A 16,005-nucleotide genomic window follows, 5' to 3' on the forward strand; every position below is an offset into this window, starting at 1 on the left:
CCGGAGTACGGCGACAGCTGGCACCCGGCGTACCCGCGGCTCGGTGGGCACCGGCGTCACCGTCGTGGCATCGAAGCGGAAACCGGTGCGACCCGCCGTCACCGCCCGGCCTATCCTGTCGAGCATGTCCGAACCGCCCACGAACCTCCCCGCGGGCTCCCGGGCACCTCGACGCCGCGGGCGCGGAGGGAGCGGCCGGGCCGGGGCGAGCGTCGGGGCCGGCCAGCGCGGCGAGCGGGCGGCTGCGGACTCACGGCGTCGGGGGCCGACGCCGGAGCAGCGCGAGGCCCGTCGGGCGGCCCGCGCAGCGACCGTCCCGCCCATCACCTACCCGGAGCACCTGCCGGTCGTCGACCGGCGCGACGACATCGCCGCGGCGATCCGCGACCACCAGGTTGTCGTCATCGCCGGCGAGACCGGGTCGGGCAAGACGACCCAGATCCCGAAGATCTGCCTCGAGCTCGGCCGCGGGCTCGACGGGCAGATCGGCCACACGCAGCCCCGCCGCATCGCCGCGCGCGCCGTGGCCGAGCGGCTCGCCGAGGAGCTCGACGTCGAGCTGGGGCAGGCGGTCGGCTACCAGGTGCGGTTCACCGACCAGGCGACCCGCGACACGCTCGTCAAGGTGATGACCGACGGCATCCTGCTCGCCGAGATGCAGCGCGACCGCGACCTGCGCCGCTACGACACGATCATCATCGACGAGGCGCACGAGCGCAGCCTCAACATCGACTTCATCCTCGGCTACCTCAAGCAGCTGCTGCCGCGCCGGCCCGACCTCAAGGTCGTCATCACGTCGGCCACGATCGATCCGCAGCGCTTCGCCGAGCACTTCGCCGACCCGGCCACGGGCGAGCCGGCGCCGATCATCGAGGTCTCCGGGCGCACCTTCCCCGTCGAGATCCGCTACCGCCCGCTCGTCGACCCCGACCGCCCCGAGGCGGAGGAGCGCGACATGGTGACCGGCGTGTGCGAGGCGGTCGAGGAGCTGTGGACCGAGCGCCACTCCGGCACGAGCAGCGACATCCTGGTCTTCTTCTCCGGCGAGCGGGAGATCCGCGACGCCGCCGATGCCCTGAACGGCATGAAGCTGCCGAGGACCGAGGTCGTGCCGCTCTACGGGCGCCTGTCCGCCGCCGAGCAGCACCGAGTCTTCTCACCGCACACCGGACGACGAATCGTCCTGGCCACCAACGTCGCCGAGACCTCCCTGACCGTCCCCGGCATCCGCTACGTCATCGACACCGGCACGGCACGCATCAGCCGCTACAGCCAGCGCACGAAGGTCCAGCGCCTGCCGATCGAGCCGATCAGCCAGGCCTCGGCCAACCAGCGATCGGGGCGCTGCGGACGCGTGGCCGACGGCATCGCGATCCGGCTCTACTCCGAGGAGGACTACGCCAGCCGCCCCGAGTTCACCGACCCGGAGATCCTGCGCACCAACCTTGCCTCCGTCATCCTGCAGATGACGAGTCTGGGGCTCGGTGACATTGCCCGTTTCCCGTTCGTGGACCCTCCCGACAGTCGCCAGATCACCGACGGCGTCCGGCTCCTCGAGGAGCTGCAGGCGTTCGCGCCCGACGAGGAGGAGCCCGCCGGCGCGCGGGGGAGGCGACGTCCGGGACGCCGCCTCACGGCATACGGCCGCACCATCGCGGCGCTGCCCATCGACCCGCGCCACGCCCGCATGGTCATCGAGGCCGACAAGCGCGGCGTGCTCCGCGAGGTGCTCGTCATCGTCGCGGCGCTCTCGATCCAGGACCCGCGTGAGCGCCCCCAGGACAAGCAGGAGCTCGCGAACGCCTCGCACAAGCGCTTCGCCGACGAGACGAGCGACTTCGTCACCTGGCTCAACCTCTGGGCCTACCTCAAGGAGCAGCAGAAGGAGCTGAGCAGCAGCGCGTTCCGCCGGATGTGCAAGGCCGAGTTCCTCCACTACCTCCGCATCCGCGAGTGGCAGGACCTGCACAGCCAGGTCAGGCAGGCCGCCAAGCAGGCGGGCCTCGACGTCAACCGGGGGACCGTCCACGTCGGCGAGGGCGAGATCGACGCCGACGCGATCCACCAGTCCCTGCTTGCCGGTCTCCTCTCGCACGTCGGCGTCCGCGACGAGCAGAAGCGGGAGTATGCCGGGGCGCGCGGCACGCGGTTCGCCATCAGCCCCGGGTCGGCCCTGTTCCGCAAGCAGCCCCAGTTCGTCATGGCCGAGGAGCTCGTCGAGACCAGCCGCCTCTGGGCCCGGATCAACGCCCGCATCGACCCGCTGTGGGCCGAGCAGCTGGGCGAGCACCTCGTGAAGCGGCAGTACTCCGAGCCGCGCTGGTCCGCCAGGCGCGGGTCGGCCGTCGCCACGGAGCGGGTGACCCTCTTCGGAGTGCCGCTCGTCGTCGGACGCGTCGTCGGTCTGGGCCGCATCGACCCCGAGCTGGCGCGCGACCTCTTCATCCGGCACGCCCTCGTCGAGGGCGACTGGCACACCCAGCATGCCTTCCTCCGCGAGAACGCCGCCCTGGTCGAGCGGCTGGGCGAGCTCGAGGCGCGCACCCGCCGCCGCGACATCGTGGTCGACGACTCCACGCTGGTCGCCTTCTACGACAAGCGGATCCCCGCTGAGGTGGTGTCCGGTCGGCACTTCGACTCGTGGTGGAAGAAGGCACGCCGGGAGACACCGGACCTGCTCACCTTCACCGAGGAGCTGCTGCTGCGCGAGAGCGCCGGCAGCATCGCGGACGAGGACCACCCGACGACGTGGACGCAGGGCGAGAACGTCCTGCCGGTCACCTACCAGTTCGAGCCCGGCTCGGCGCAGGACGGCGTCACCGTGCACATCCCGGTCGACCGGCTCAACCAGGTCAGGCCCGACGGCTTCGACTGGCAGGTCCCGGGCTTCCGCGAGGAGCTCGTCACCGCGCTGATCCGCAGCCTGCCCAAGGGGATTCGCCGCAACCTCGTTCCCGCGCCGGACCACGCACGCGCCGTGCTGCCCGAGCTCGACTCGACGTCCGGCCCCCTCCTGGCCGCGCTCGCGACTGCACTGCGGCGTCGGGCCGGCGTGGCCGTCACGCCCGCCGACTTCGACCTCGAGCGCGTGCCACCGCACCTGACCGTCACCTTCGAGGTCGACGGACCCGACGGGCGTGCGGTCGCCACCGGCAAGGACCTGGAGGCGGTCCGTGACGCGGCCACCCCGCAGCTGCGCCGGCAGGTCAGCCGGGCAGGCTCAAGCGTGGAGCGCACCGGGCTCACGCACTTCCCGGACGAGGGGGTTGCCGAGACCTTCGAGAGCGCGAGCGGCATCCAGGGCTTCCCAGCCCTGGTCGACACCGGCGCGGCCGTCGACCTCCGGGTGCTGCCTACGCGGGCCGAGGCGGACGCCGAGCACCGCCTCGGGGTGCGCCGGCTCCTGCTGCTCGGCATCACGCCGCCGTGGAAGCAGATCCTGGCGCGCCTCAGCAACACCCAGAAGCTCGCCCTCGGGCACAACCCGCACGGGAGCGTCCCGGCGCTGCTCGACGACTGCCTCGCCGCCGCCATCGACGCCATCCGCGACGACGCCGTCACGGATCGTGCCGACCACACCGTACGCACGCGCGAGGACTTCGAGTGGGCGCTGTCGGCCGTGCGCACCCACACGACGGCCAAGGTCGTGCAGGTCGTCGGCCTCGTCGAGCCGATCCTCGCCAAGCACCTCGCACTGACGAACCGGCTCGCGGAGCTCGACCGGTCGACCAACCCGGCCATGCGGCCCCTGCTCGCCGACGTGCGCGCCCAGCTGCGCGAGCTCGTCCGCCCCGGCTTCGTCGCCGACACCGGACTGCGCCGGCTGCCCGACCTCGACCGCTACCTGCGGGCCATCGCCCACCGCCTGGAGAAGGCCCCGGCCAACCTGGCCCGCGACGCGCAGGCCCTCGACCAGGTCGACCTCGTCGAGGGCCGCTACGCCGACCTGCTCGACTCCCTCAGACCCGCCCAGCGTGGGGCCGCCGATGTCGTCGACATCGGCTGGATGATCGAGGAGCTGCGCGTCTCCCTCTTCGCGCAGACGGTCGGGACGGCATACAGCATCTCGCCGCAGCGCATCCTCAAGGCGATCGCCAAGGTGGCCGCCTGACCTGGTCGGCAACCCCGGGGGCTGCTATCCGCACCGGACCGACGGGGAATCATGGGCTGCACCGGCACGTTGCACCATCAGACCGCGTACGACGAAAGGCCAGACCCGTGCAGGACCCCACCGAGCTCTTCCAGTTCGAGAGCGACACGTCACCGAGCCAGCTGCAGGAGCTGCAGGCGTCGGTGCTCGTGGTGGCCCTCGGCGGATTCATCGACGCCGGCCACACGCAGCGCCTCGTGGCCGAGCACCTCCTCGAGGCGCACGACTCCCGCGTGCTCGCCTCCTTCGACGTCGACCAGCTCCTCGACTACCGCGGGCGCCGGCCCGTGATGATGTTCGACCGCGACCACTGGAGCAGCTACGACGACCCCAGCCTCCTGCTGCACCGTGTCGTCGACAAGGATGGCGTGCCCTTCCTGCTGCTCGTCGGTCCTGAGCCCGACTATCAGTGGAACCGCATGGTCGAGGCCGTGACCACGCTCATCAAGGCCTTCGGTGTCGACCTGACCGTGAGTGTGCACGGGATCCCGATGGCGGTGCCGCACACGCGCCCGCTCGGCGTCACGACCCACGGCACCAACCCGCGCCTCATCACCGGCAACGACCCGGATTTCGGCACCGTCCAGGTGCCCGCGAGCTTTGCCTCGCTCCTCGAGCTGCGGCTCGGCGAGGCCGGGCGGGACGCGATGGGCTTCGCCGTCCACGTGCCGCACTACCTCGGGCAGGCCGAGTTCGCCGACGCCGCCGTGCTCGGGCTCGAGCGCCTTCGCGCGGCGACGGGTCTCGACCTGGACCTGCGAGAGCTGGCGGCGACCGCCGGGCTCAACCGGGCCGAGATCTCCCGCCAGATGGAGGAGTCCGACGAGATCATGGCCGTCGTGCGCGCCCTCGAGCAGCAGTACGACACGTTCCTCGAGGGCCGCAAGCAGCGCAACCTGCTCGCCACCGACCTGTCGGACCTGCCGACCGCCGACGAGATCGGCGCTGAGTTCGAGGCGTTCCTCAAGGACGTCGCCGAGGACGACGAGCAGTAGCCGTCACTTCACAAGGCGGGTCCGACCATCCGGTCGGGCCCGCCCCTGGCTTGTCTTGGGGAGGTCGCGCCGCCCGTCGCTTGGACGGTCGCGGGACGTGACGGCGCTCGCGGCGTGGAGCGTCGGCGGCCGTTCCAGCCCATCCTTCATTGCGTATGCCGTCGGCCGCCGCCGATGCCGCTCGCACCGCCCCGTCCCGCTCCCTGGGACGACACCCCGCCGCCGATGCCGCTCCCACCGCCGCATCTCGCTCGCTCTCGTACGGGCTCCCGGAATCAACCGTCGAGAGGCCAAAGTCTGCGGGTCTGGCGCAGTCGAGAGGTCACCCTGCCCGGCTCGTGGTCTGCTGCTCGGACCGAGCGGTCTCTCGCCGGGTGTCGGCGGCTCAGGGTTTGGCTTCGCTCCAGCGGCGGATGATCGACGTGTCGGCGACGAAGCGGACCTCGTCGGTGCCGGCCCAGGTGCGGGCGGCGCTGGTCAGGGACTGCTCGACGGCGGCGGCTGCCTCCGGTGCGTGCTGCTCGGGCACGTGCACCAGGAGCTCGTCGTGGAGGCAGAGAACGATCTGGCCGCCGAGCGGGCGCACTGCATGGCGCACGGTCGCGGCCCATGCCTTGAAGAGCTCGGCCGCCGAGCCCTGGATGATCGCGTTGCGCGCGTAGCGACCCCGAGCCCCCTCGGCACCGGTCCCGGAGAGGTCGCCGCCGGGCGACGAAGGTGGGGCGTCGGGGTCGGCCGGTGGCGTTGGCGTGCCCCCCAACCGGATGAGCCGGCCGCCCCAGGTGCGCACCGGTCGGCGCGCAACACCGTCGGCGTACGCCCGGTCGAGCAGTCCCATGGCCACGGGGTAGGCCCGCTCGAGGTCCTTGAGAGCCTCACCGGCCGCGCCCGAGCGTTGACCGTACATGGCCGCGAGGACGGCGACCTTGGCCCGTGGGCGGTCGGCGCCGAGCTTGGCGGCGACCGGCGCGTAGAGGTCGTCGGCGCGGGTGGCCTCCGCGAAGGCCCGGTCGGCGCTGACGACGGCGAGCACCCGGGGCTCGATCTGGCCGAGGTCGGCCCGGACGAAGACGTGGCCGGGCGCTGCGCAGATGGCTGGGCGCAGGGGGGCGGGGAGGTTGTGGAGGCCGTTCTGAGCCGTCATGCGGCCGGCGCCGCCGTCGCACGGGGTCCAGGCCCCGCGGAGCCGGTCATCGGCTCCGACATTGTCGTCGAGCCAGCGGTAGCCGTAGGTGGTCGCGATGCGCTCGTCCTTGCGCCACCGCAGCAGGGCGTCGACGAGCGGATGCGTGTGGCGGTAGGGCTCGAGCACCCAGGCCCGTGTGTTGGGCACGTCGACGCCGACGGACAGGAGCAGCTCCCGGACCTGGGTGGGGTTGCGCAGGTCGGTGCGCTCGCGCCCGGGCGCGTGACGCAGCACGGCGCCGTCGCGCTCGGCTCGGATGCGGATCGCGTCGGCCTCGTCACGCGGTCGAGCGCCCACGGAGGCCGCGATGAGGTCTTCTGCCGCAGCCCGGTCGACGGGAAGCCCGTCGCGCTCGAGCTCGAAGCAGAGCACGGCTGCCGCCGACTCGGACCAGACCGTGCGCTCGAGTCGCCCGGTGTGGTCGCCCCCGAGCCGGCCCAATGCCTCCTGCTGGGCCGACTGGCACTCGAGGGCCAGCACCGCCAGCTGGCGCAGCCGCGAGTCGTCGGTGGCCCAGGCGAGGGCCTCTGCCCGAAGGTGGCCGTCGGCGCCGAGCAACGCAGCGTCCTCGCCGGCCGCGACGTCGAAGAGGTCGCCGTCGAAGCCCCGCAGGCGCGCCGAGCGCGGCGCGGGGACCGCTGCCTCGTCGAGCCCCCGACACCCGGCGACGACGTGGCCCGGTGTCGCCCACCACCCTCCATGGATGATCCGGTGTGCCTCTGCGAGGTCCCAGGTGCGGTCGACGTCGACCCCGGCTGCGACCGGGATGCGCAGCGTGGAAGCGGCCGACCACACGACCCATCGGGGCCGGAGCCGCGCCGCCAGATCGACGAAACGTGCGACGACCGTGTCGAGCGGCCACGGCTCCTCGATGCCGGGCCCCACGGCATACGCGCCCCGGGGACCGACGACGACCGCGACGAGTGGGGGGCGAGAAGGCTTGTCAGCCAAGGCAGGCGGCGATTCTGCCGATCGCCTCGCGGATGACCTCGGGCGACGTGCCGAAGTTGAGGCGGGCATGACCCACCCCGCCGGAGCCGAAGGTCGGGCCCGAGGACAGCGCCACCCGGGCGCGACGCACGAGTTCGGCCGCCGGGTCGTCACCCAGCCCGAGGGCGCGGAGGTCGAGCCAGGCCAGGTAGGTGGACTCCGGTGCGACGAGCCGCACGCCGGGGAGCTGCTCGGAGACGAGCCGGCTCAGCAGACGGCGGTTGGTGTCGAGCTCGCAGACGAGCCGGTGCACCCACTCGCGCCCGTCGCGGAAGGCTGCGGTCTGGGCGATGACCCCGAGGTGGCTGGCGCCGAAGGTCACGAAGGGGTGCAGGCGGCGCAGGTCGGCCACGGCCTCGGCGCCCGGCACGAGGATCGCCGCCTTGAGCCCGGCGAGGTTCCACGCCTTCGAGGCCGAGGTCACCGTGACGCCACGCTCGGTGCCCGGCAATGACAGGTAGGGCGTGAACGTGCTCGGCGGCAGGACGAGAGGGCCGTGGATCTCGTCGGAGACCACGCGTACGCCGTGCGCGTCGGCGACCCGAGCCAGCTCAGCGAGCTCACCCGGAGAGTGGACGGTGCCCGTGGGGTTGTGCGGATTGGACAGCAGGTATGCCGCCCGGTGGCCCCCGGCGGTCACCTCGGCGAAGACCGCTGCCAGACGGTCGAGGTCGAGACGGTGGTCCGGACCCAGCGGAGCCTCGACCGTCCGCCGGCCGCAGGCTGCGATGACGTCGTAGAAGGCGTTGTAGACCGGTGGGCTGACGACCACCGGCCCGCCCTCGTCGGTGAAGAGGCGCAGCAGGTGCGTCACGCCCGTCAGCACGTCCGCCACCCGCTTCGTGGACTCCGGGTCGAAGGCCCAGCCCCACTCCGCGTCGGCGAACGAGGCCACCTCGGCGGCATACGCCTCCGTCAGGGCGTAGCCCGTGTCGCCCCTACCGACCGCGGCGCTCACGGCGTCCACGACGGCCTGGCACGGTGCGCTGTCCATCTCGGCGATCCACATCGGGATGACGTCGGGGCCGTGGACTCCCCACTTGACGGAGGTGCGGCTGCGGCGCAGGTCGTCCAGGGGCACGCCCAGGACAGGCGGCAGGGTCTCGCTCTCGGCCATGGCCCGACCCTACGAGACGGCACCGACGGCCTGCGGCGGGGTGGGCGGCGCAGGGGAGTGGGTACGGTTCGACCGGTGACCCACCCGGCCACCGCGGACGGCGGTCGGTGACGGGCACCTGCGAACAGCGCAGCAACAGCGACGTCGAGACGGACAGAGGTGGAGCCCGGTGGGTGTCTTCGGTTGGGGCAGGAGCGAGGCCCTTCGGGCCTCCGACGCGACGGCTGCGCAGGTGCGCAGGGCCAAGGATGCCGGTGCGATCGAGCGGGCCGCGCAGCCACGCGAAGGAGGGCTCACCGGCGCCGCGACGCGGCTCGTCGAACGCCTTCTCGACGTGGGCATCGACGGGAAGGGGCCCTTCCACTCAGCGCACGAGGTGGCGGCCGGCGCGCTCCGGCAGGCCCACGGCGACGTGGACCAGGCGCTGCGCATCATCGTGCGCGACCACCGCCAGCTCGGCGCGGTGGGCGGCTTCGTCACCGGGCTGGGCGGCTTCTTCACCATGCCGATCTCGCTCCCGGCCAACGTGCTGGAGTTCTACCTCCTGGCCACCCGCATGACCGCCGCCACGGCCGAGCTGCGCGGCTACGACATCGACCGGCCCGAGATCCGCTCGGCGGTGCTGCTCACGCTCACCGGCGCCGACAGCGAGGACCTGCTCAAGAAGGCCGGGCTGAGGGTGGCGGGGGGCAAGATGTCGTCGCTCGCCTTCGACCGACTCCCGGCGCCGGCGTTGATGGTGCTCAACAAGGCCGTCGGCTTCCGGCTGCTCGGTCGCATCGGCCAGGGTTCCCTGGCCAGGCTCGGCCGGGCGGTGCCGCTCGTCGGAGGGTTGATCGGCGCGGCCATCGACGTCTACATGCTGAACGGCATCGGTCGTCAGGCAGCCAAGGAGTTCCCCGCTGCCGACACTGCCGCCCGCTGAGCCCATGTCGCCAATTCGCATCACCGTCGCCCCGCTCCCGCGTGGTCGAGCACGGGGAATCGTCTCGGCGCGCGGCTCGTTGGGCGGGTCATGAAGACTCCGTCCCGCATCAAGATGGCCGCGACCGTGGCTTCCGTCGTGCGAGCAGCCACGCGACCCGGCGCGCCCAGTCTGCAGGAGCGCGTGCACGCCGTGCCGCGGCTGGTGCGCTCCACGCTGCACGGGGCGTATGCCGGCACCACCCTCAAGCGGCTCGGGCTCGTCGCCGGGGCGGTGGCCTACGTCGCCTCACCCATCGACCTGCTTCCCGAGGCGATCCTCCCGGTCGTCGGGGCCGCCGACGACGCGGTCGTCATCTCCTGGGCCATCAAGGCCTTCTTCGAGGAGACGGATCGCTTCATTGCGTGGGAGGCCGGCAGGGGCGCGCGCGTGCGCCCGTCCACGCCGCCCCGCGAGCGGGGCGGCGTCCTTCCACTGACGGCCCGAGCGGCGGAGGCAGCGAGCGGTGGGACGGCTGATACGGAGTCGGACGCGCGTGCCGGTCGCGTGGACCACGTGCAGCTGCCCCAGGCCGCGCGGCAGGCGGCCACCGACTACGTCCTCGAGTCGGTACGCAAGCGTCTGGAGCGCTGAACGGGGTCGAATGACCTCATGCCGCTACAGAGGCACTCGATCCGCCTGCTCGGAGCAGAGGGGCCCGGGATGGCGAACGCTGCCATTCGGGGGGTCGAACGCTGCAATTCGGGAGGCGAACGCCTGATGACACTTTTTGCCAATTCTCCGTGAGTTCTTGCCAAAAACCTCCGTACCGGGACAGGGTGTCGGCATGCGCCGATCCACCGTTGCCGGGGCCGCAGTCCTCGCGCCGCTCATTGTCGCCCTCACCGCCTGCTCGTCGGGCTCCGCCGCCGGGAACGGCAGCGGGGGTGGGAACGCCATCACCGTCGCCGCGAGCGGCGACACCAACGTGCAGGAACTGTGGCAGCAGGTCCTCATCCCGGACTTCCAAAAGGCCAACCCGGGCACGACGGTCAAGCTGACCTTCGACCTGCACGGCAGCAATGACCAGCAGAACTTCGCCCGGCTGGCCGCGGCGACCCAGCAGGGCAAGGATCCTGGCGTCGATCTGGTCGCCAGCTTCACCGACAAGGCGGCCGGTGCCGGGCTGCTCGCCGAGGCCGGCGCCAGCCAGGTGCCCAGCCTGGCCAACGTCGACCCCGCGGTCGTTGCCGCCGGTGGCAAGGGCGCCGTCCCCTACCGCGCGTCCTCCGTGCTGTTGGCTTACAACCCGAGCAAGGTCCCCGACCCGCCGACGACCCTCGACGCCCTGCTCGCATGGATCAAGGCGCACCCCGGGCGCTTCACCTACAACTCTCCCAAGAGCGGGGGATCGGGGCAGGCCTTCGTCGTCACCGTCCTCGACAAGACGACCCCGCAGGCAGACCGCGACCAGATGACGACCGGCTACCACAAGGACCTCGAGAAGGACTGGGACGCCGGCTGGAAGACCCTCTCCGACCTGACCCCGTCGGTCTACCAGAAGGGGGTCTACCCCAACGGCAACAACCAGGTGCTGCAGCTGCTCTCCTCGGGACAGATCGACCTGGCGCCGGTGTGGTCCGACCAGTTCATCTCCGGTCAAGCGGCCGGCACCATCCCGAAGACGATGAAGGCCCAGCAGATCAAGGACCCGTCCTTCACCGGCGGGGCGGCCTACGTCGGCGTGACCAAGGCGTCGAAGAACCAGGCCTTGGCCTACAAGCTCGTCGACTTCATGCTCCAGCCCGACGAGCAGGCAAAGATCGCCGACAAGATCGCCGGCTACCCCGCCATCTCCATGAGCAAGATGAGCCAGGCGATCCAGGACAGGTTCGCGGCGGCCGACGCAAACACGCTGCGGCCCGGATACAACCCCGACCACAGCAGCGACATCAACAACTTGTGGGACCAGAAGGTCCCGGGGCAGTGACCCTTCCCCCGGTGACCGTCCCGGCGGCGACCGTCTCCCCTGACACCGTCGCGTCCGGGGTGGTGGCTCCCGGCAGCGTCCCGCCCGGAACCGCCTCCTCACGGCGCCCGAGCCGGCGCCACCGGCTGACCGGTCTGCTTCTCGCGAGCCCGCCCCTGCTGCTGGTCGCGGTCTTCGTCGGCTTCCCGATTCTCGTCGCCGTTGCCTACAGCCTCGGACACACCGGTGGTCCCAACGCCACCGTCAGCCTCATCGCCAAGGACCAGGTGACGGTTGACGCCTGGTGGAAGCAGAGCCTCGGTGCCTACACCCAGCTCTTCGCGGACGACCGCTTCCGCCGCGACCTCGTCGTCACCGTCGTGGTCGCGCTGCTCACGACGGTGATCGTGCTCGTGCTCGCATGGGTCATCGCCCTCTACGTGCGGCTCACCGACACGTGGGCCTCCAGGATGCTCTCGGCGCTCGCGGTCGTGCCGATGTTCATCCCCGTCGTCATCGCGTCGTGGGCGATCCTCACCTTCTACTCCAGTGACGGCTTCGTGCGCTCCGTCGCCTCGCACCTCGGCCTCACCGCGCCGGTTTGGGGCTACACCACCACCGCCGTCGTCATCGGGCTCGTCTGGACCCACCTGCCGTTCGCCACGCTCATGATCGTCTCGGGGGTGCAGGCGGTCCCCGACGCCCTCATCGAGGCGGGTCGTGACGCTGGCGCGTCCATACCTCGGGTCGTATGGAGCGTCGTCGCGCCGATGGCGCTCGTGCCGACCGTAATAGCTGGCACCTTCACCGCGATCGGCACGCTGGGGTCGTTCACCGTGCCCTACTTCACCGGGCCGAACGCGCCGAAGATGCTGGGGGTCGACATGGCCGACTACTTCACCTCCTACAACCTGCCCCAGGCCTCGGTGGTGATGGCCGTCGTCGTCTTCGTCGTGGCCGCCGGCTTCGGGGTGGTCTACGTGTGGGCCAACTACCGTGGGGCCTCGGACCCCACGGCGACGGAACAGTCGTGAGGCGCGCGAGCGGGCAGACCCTGACCGTGGTCCTGCTCGCCGTGCTCGGCGTCTTCATCCTCGGACCCCTGATCTGGCTCGGTGTCCGCGCCTTTGCCACGAGCTGGAGCTACCCGTCGCTCGGCCCGGACGGCTGGACGCTGTCGTGGTGGCAGGCGGTCTTCGACGACCCCAACCTCAAGGGCTCGGTGGTGCTGTCCTTCGAGTTCGCCCTGGTCACGATGGCGGTGTCGGCCCTGATCTGTCTGCCCGCCGCCTACGCCTTCGCCAGATTCGACTTCCCGGGAAGACGTTTCTTCCTCATCGGCCTCTTCGCCACCAACGCTTTCCCCAAGATGGGGCTCTTCGTGGCCCTGGCCTCGTTGTTCTACACGCTGGGTCTGATGTCGACCTTCTCCGGTGTCGTGATCATCCACCTGCTGGGCACCGTCGTCTTCATGACGTGGATCCCGGCGGCGGCCTTCGCGGCCGTCCCCCGCGCCTACGAGGAGGCGGCCCGTGACGCGGGGGCGGGGCGCATCACGGTGCTACGCACTGTCACCCTCCCGCTCGCCGCCCCCGGCATCGTCGTCGCGCTCATCATGAGCTTCCTCGCCTCCTTCGACGAGGCGCAGGGCACCTACCTGGTCGGTAACCCCGACTACGTGACGATGCCGACCCAGATGTACTCCCTCGTCCTCAACTACCCGCCACAGGTGTCCGCCGTGTTCTCCATCCTCCTGGCCATCCCGTCGGCGGCCCTGCTCCTGCTCGTCCGCAAGCACGTCATGGGCGGTCAGCTCGCCGAAGGGTTCCAGATCAGATGACCTCGACCGCCCACCCCCACACCGCCGAGGAGGCCGCCGTGCCGGAGGCTGCGGCCGACGGGCTCGTCCTGCGCGGGGTCAGCAAGGTGCTGGGGGGCAAGACCATCGTCGACGACCTCGACCTGCGGGTCGCGAAGGGCGAGCTGGTCTGCCTGCTCGGGCCCTCGGGCTGCGGCAAGACGACCACGCTGCGCATGGTCGCGGGCTTCCTCGGGCCCGATGCGGGGGCGGTGACCATCGAGGGCCGTGACGTCACCGGCCTGCCTCCCGAGCGGCGGCCCACCGCGATGGTCTTCCAGAACTACGCGCTGTGGCCGCACATGTCGGTCTTCGACAACGTCGCCTTCCCGCTCCGGCTGCGCAAGCTGCCCAAGGCGCAGATCCGCACCCAGGTCGAGGAGGTGCTCGAGCTGGTCGGCCTCACCCACCACGTGCGCTCGCGGCCGGCGCGCATCTCCGGTGGCGAGCAGCAACGGGTCGCCCTTGCACGGGCGCTCGTGCAGCGGCCGCAAGTGCTCCTGCTCGACGAGCCGCTCTCCAACCTCGACGCCAAACTCCGGGTGCGCGTGCGTGAGGACATCCGCGAAATCCAGCAGCGGCTCGGCATCACGACCGTCGTCGTCACGCACGACCAGGACGAGGCGCTCTCGATGTCGGACCGGGTTGCGGTGATGAACTCGGGGCGGATCGAGCAGTACGCCGCACCCGCCGAGCTCTACCGCACGCCGGCCACGACCTTCGTCGGCGGATTCGTCGGCGCGACCAACACGCTGCGCGGCCGACTCGAGGGGGACGCCGCGGAGCCGGTCGTCGTCCTCAGCGGCAGCGCGGGCGAAGTGCGGCTGCCGATGGGATCGACGAACCTGCACCCGGCGGTATCGAGCGCTGCCGACGACACCCTCACCGTGCGACCTGAGGACGTGGTCGTCACGGGTCTCGTCGGCAACGCTGACGCCTCGGCGGTCGTCGACCGGATCATCCCCCGTGGCCACTTCACCGAGGTCGTGCTGGTGGTCGCCGGGGCGACGCTTCGGGCCTACGTCGACGCGGACGCTGCCGCAGTCGCGCAGCCGCGGGGGCAGGTGAGGATCGGCCTACGACGGGTGCTGGTCTACCGCGACGGGCGTCTGCTGTGACCATCGACCCCCGGGCCGGTGGCGGCCGTGCCCTCGCCGTCGCCCACCGCGGCGACCCGGTCACCCACCGGGAGAACACTCTTCAGGCTGTTGGGCGCGCCATCGACGCCGGTGCCGACCTCGTGGAGATCGACGTCAAGACGACGGCCGACGGGGTGAGCGTCGTCCTGCACGACGACAACCTCGCCCGACTGTGGGAGGTCGAGCGCGACATCCGAGAGCTGACGGTGCACGAGGTGGACGCGGTCGGTGCCCTTCCCAGTGGGGGGTCGATGCGGATCCCGCGGCTCCAGCAGGTGCTGCAAGCGGTAGCCGGCACGGGTGTCGGCCTGCTGATCGACATGGATTCCGGGGAGTGGGCCTCGGCTGCCCTCTCGACGGTGACGCGGGCCGCGTCAGCGGGCGAGGTGCGGCCGACGCAGGTCGTCTGGTGCGGGCACATCGACGCCCTCCGCGCCGTGCGCCGTGCCGACCCGAACGCCAGGATCTTCCTCTCGTGGGGCGAGCAGCTTCGCGACGGGCTGCCCTCCGACGAGCTCGTGGCCGAGCTGCGGCCCGAGGCGTTCAACCCGCACTGGGAGGCCGTGGGTGGCCCGGTGCGCGACTGGGCGTCCGACCACGGGCTGGCGCTGTGCTGCTGGACGGTCGATGACCCGAACACCATCGCGACGGTGCTGCACGAGGGGGCCGATGCGGTGATCAGCAACCAGGTCGACCTCGTCGTGCAGGAGGTGGCCCGGTGGAACCAGACCCTGGCGCGGTGAGCCCAGCAGCTGCCGCGGCGGCATACGGCATCGACCTGGGGCATGCGCTCGAGGTGGCCGTGAAGTGCGCCGAGCTCGCGGCGCAGGTGATGCGCGACGTGCCACGGGGGCTCGCGCGCACGAAGGCGCACCCCGCCGACGTCGTCACCGACATCGACGTGGCCACCGAGGAGGCGGTGCGGGCGCTGCTGGCGCGGACGTTTCCCGACCACGTTGTCGTGGGGGAGGAGCTCGGTGGGAGCGCTGACCTCGACGGCGGCGGCCCCACCTGGTGGTGCGACCCCGTCGACGGCACGACCAACCTCGCGTCGGGACTGCCGTGGACCTCGTTCTCCCTCGCGCTCTCGGTGGGTCGCGTACCGCTCGTGGGCGTCGTCGGCGACCCCTGGCGCCATGAGGTGCTGACGGCCCGGGCCGACGGCGGGGCGCACCAGCGCCGACCCGACGGCAGTGTCGTGGCAGTGCGGGCCTCGCCTGTGCAGACCCCGGAGGGGCAGGTGGTTCTCACCGAATGGGCTTCGCACGTGCCGTGGCCCGGGATGGTCGAGCTGCTCGAGGGGCTCGCCGGTCAGCACTGCACGAGCCGCGTGATGGGCTCTGGGACGCTGGCCATCGCCTCGGTAGGTGCGGGTCGGGCGGCCGGTGCGGTGATCGGGGAGTTCCACCCGGAGGACCACCTCGCGGCGCTCCTGCTGTCGGCGGAAGCAGGCGCCGTGGTTCGCGACGTCGCCGGTCGGGAGACTCGGTGGCCGGTGCCGGGGCCCTTCTCCGTTGCTGCTCCGGGGGTGGATGCCGCCCTCCGAGCTCTCCTTCGCCCGCGACCTCGCATGCCCTGACCGGAGGGGGAACCGGCTCGAGCGTGGCGGTATTCACCCCGGACAGCGTGAGCAAGCACGTGTTCCCAGGACGCGGCGAACCGCGCGGCGCTCGATCCACACCTCCTCGGCGTGCCCT

Annotated in this window: 12 protein-coding genes; 10 read left to right on the forward strand and 2 right to left on the reverse strand. The window is 71.6% G+C overall.

The window, feature by feature from the left end:
- The first annotated feature begins 124 nt into the window (after window positions 1-124).
- Both hrpA and LQK93_RS16010 read left to right on the forward strand, forming a co-directional pair.
- Complete coding sequence (gene hrpA / locus LQK93_RS16005; protein ID WP_374968764.1) at window positions 125-4,111, forward strand: ATP-dependent RNA helicase HrpA; 3,987 nt, start codon at window positions 125-127, stop codon at window positions 4,109-4,111.
- Window positions 4,112-4,218: 107 nt separating this feature from the next.
- Window positions 4,219-5,145 carry a PAC2 family protein gene (locus LQK93_RS16010; protein WP_374968765.1) on the forward strand — a complete coding sequence of 309 codons (927 nt, stop codon included), beginning with the start codon at window positions 4,219-4,221 and terminating at the stop codon, window positions 5,143-5,145.
- A 385-nt stretch (window positions 5,146-5,530) separates the two neighbouring features.
- Here LQK93_RS16010 and LQK93_RS16015 read toward each other — a convergent pair whose 3' ends face one another.
- Together LQK93_RS16015 and LQK93_RS16020 are read right to left on the reverse strand one after the other, a co-directional pair.
- The gene (locus tag LQK93_RS16015; RefSeq protein ID WP_374968766.1) at window positions 5,531-7,282 is read right to left on the reverse strand and encodes a DNA polymerase; all 1,752 of its coding nucleotides are present in this window, start codon (window positions 7,280-7,282) and stop codon (window positions 5,531-5,533) included.
- A complete protein-coding gene (locus LQK93_RS16020) occupies window positions 7,275-8,438 on the reverse strand; it encodes a MalY/PatB family protein (RefSeq protein ID WP_374968767.1) in 1,164 nt (387 codons plus the stop codon). The genes LQK93_RS16015 and LQK93_RS16020 overlap by 8 nt, the downstream gene beginning before the upstream one ends.
- A 169-nt stretch (window positions 8,439-8,607) precedes the next feature.
- Between LQK93_RS16020 and LQK93_RS16025 the strand changes: the two genes are divergently transcribed.
- The 8 genes from LQK93_RS16025 (at window position 8,608) to LQK93_RS16060 (ending at window position 15,887) form a co-directional block, all read left to right on the forward strand.
- Window positions 8,608-9,363, forward strand: a complete 756-nt coding sequence (locus LQK93_RS16025) for an EcsC family protein (RefSeq protein ID WP_374968768.1) — start codon at window positions 8,608-8,610, stop codon at window positions 9,361-9,363.
- 90 nt (window positions 9,364-9,453) lie between these two features.
- Complete coding sequence (locus LQK93_RS16030) at window positions 9,454-9,996, forward strand: YkvA family protein (protein ID WP_374968769.1); 543 nt, start codon at window positions 9,454-9,456, stop codon at window positions 9,994-9,996.
- Window positions 9,997-10,189: 193 nt separating this feature from the next.
- Complete coding sequence (locus tag LQK93_RS16035) at window positions 10,190-11,332, forward strand: extracellular solute-binding protein (RefSeq protein ID WP_374968770.1); 1,143 nt, start codon at window positions 10,190-10,192, stop codon at window positions 11,330-11,332.
- A gap of 11 nt (window positions 11,333-11,343) precedes the next feature.
- Window positions 11,344-12,345 (forward strand): ABC transporter permease, encoded by a 1,002-nt coding sequence (locus LQK93_RS16040; protein ID WP_374968771.1) that lies wholly within the window; start codon window positions 11,344-11,346, stop codon window positions 12,343-12,345.
- Complete coding sequence (locus LQK93_RS16045; RefSeq protein ID WP_374968772.1) at window positions 12,342-13,151, forward strand: ABC transporter permease; 810 nt, start codon at window positions 12,342-12,344, stop codon at window positions 13,149-13,151. The genes LQK93_RS16040 and LQK93_RS16045 overlap by 4 nt, the downstream gene beginning before the upstream one ends.
- Window positions 13,148-14,287, forward strand: coding sequence for an ABC transporter ATP-binding protein (locus LQK93_RS16050; protein ID WP_374968773.1), 1,140 nt, complete (start codon window positions 13,148-13,150; stop codon window positions 14,285-14,287). The genes LQK93_RS16045 and LQK93_RS16050 overlap by 4 nt, the downstream gene beginning before the upstream one ends.
- Window positions 14,284-15,051, forward strand: a complete 768-nt coding sequence (locus tag LQK93_RS16055; protein ID WP_374968774.1) for a glycerophosphodiester phosphodiesterase — start codon at window positions 14,284-14,286, stop codon at window positions 15,049-15,051. The genes LQK93_RS16050 and LQK93_RS16055 overlap by 4 nt, the downstream gene beginning before the upstream one ends.
- Window positions 15,048-15,887 carry an inositol monophosphatase family protein gene (locus LQK93_RS16060; protein WP_374968775.1) on the forward strand — a complete coding sequence of 280 codons (840 nt, stop codon included), beginning with the start codon at window positions 15,048-15,050 and terminating at the stop codon, window positions 15,885-15,887. The genes LQK93_RS16055 and LQK93_RS16060 overlap by 4 nt, the downstream gene beginning before the upstream one ends.
- Window positions 15,888-16,005: the final 118 nt, after the last annotated feature.

The organism is Terrabacter sp. BE26 (assembly GCF_041941675.1).
Taxonomy (GTDB): Bacteria; Actinomycetota; Actinomycetes; order Actinomycetales; family Dermatophilaceae; genus Terrabacter.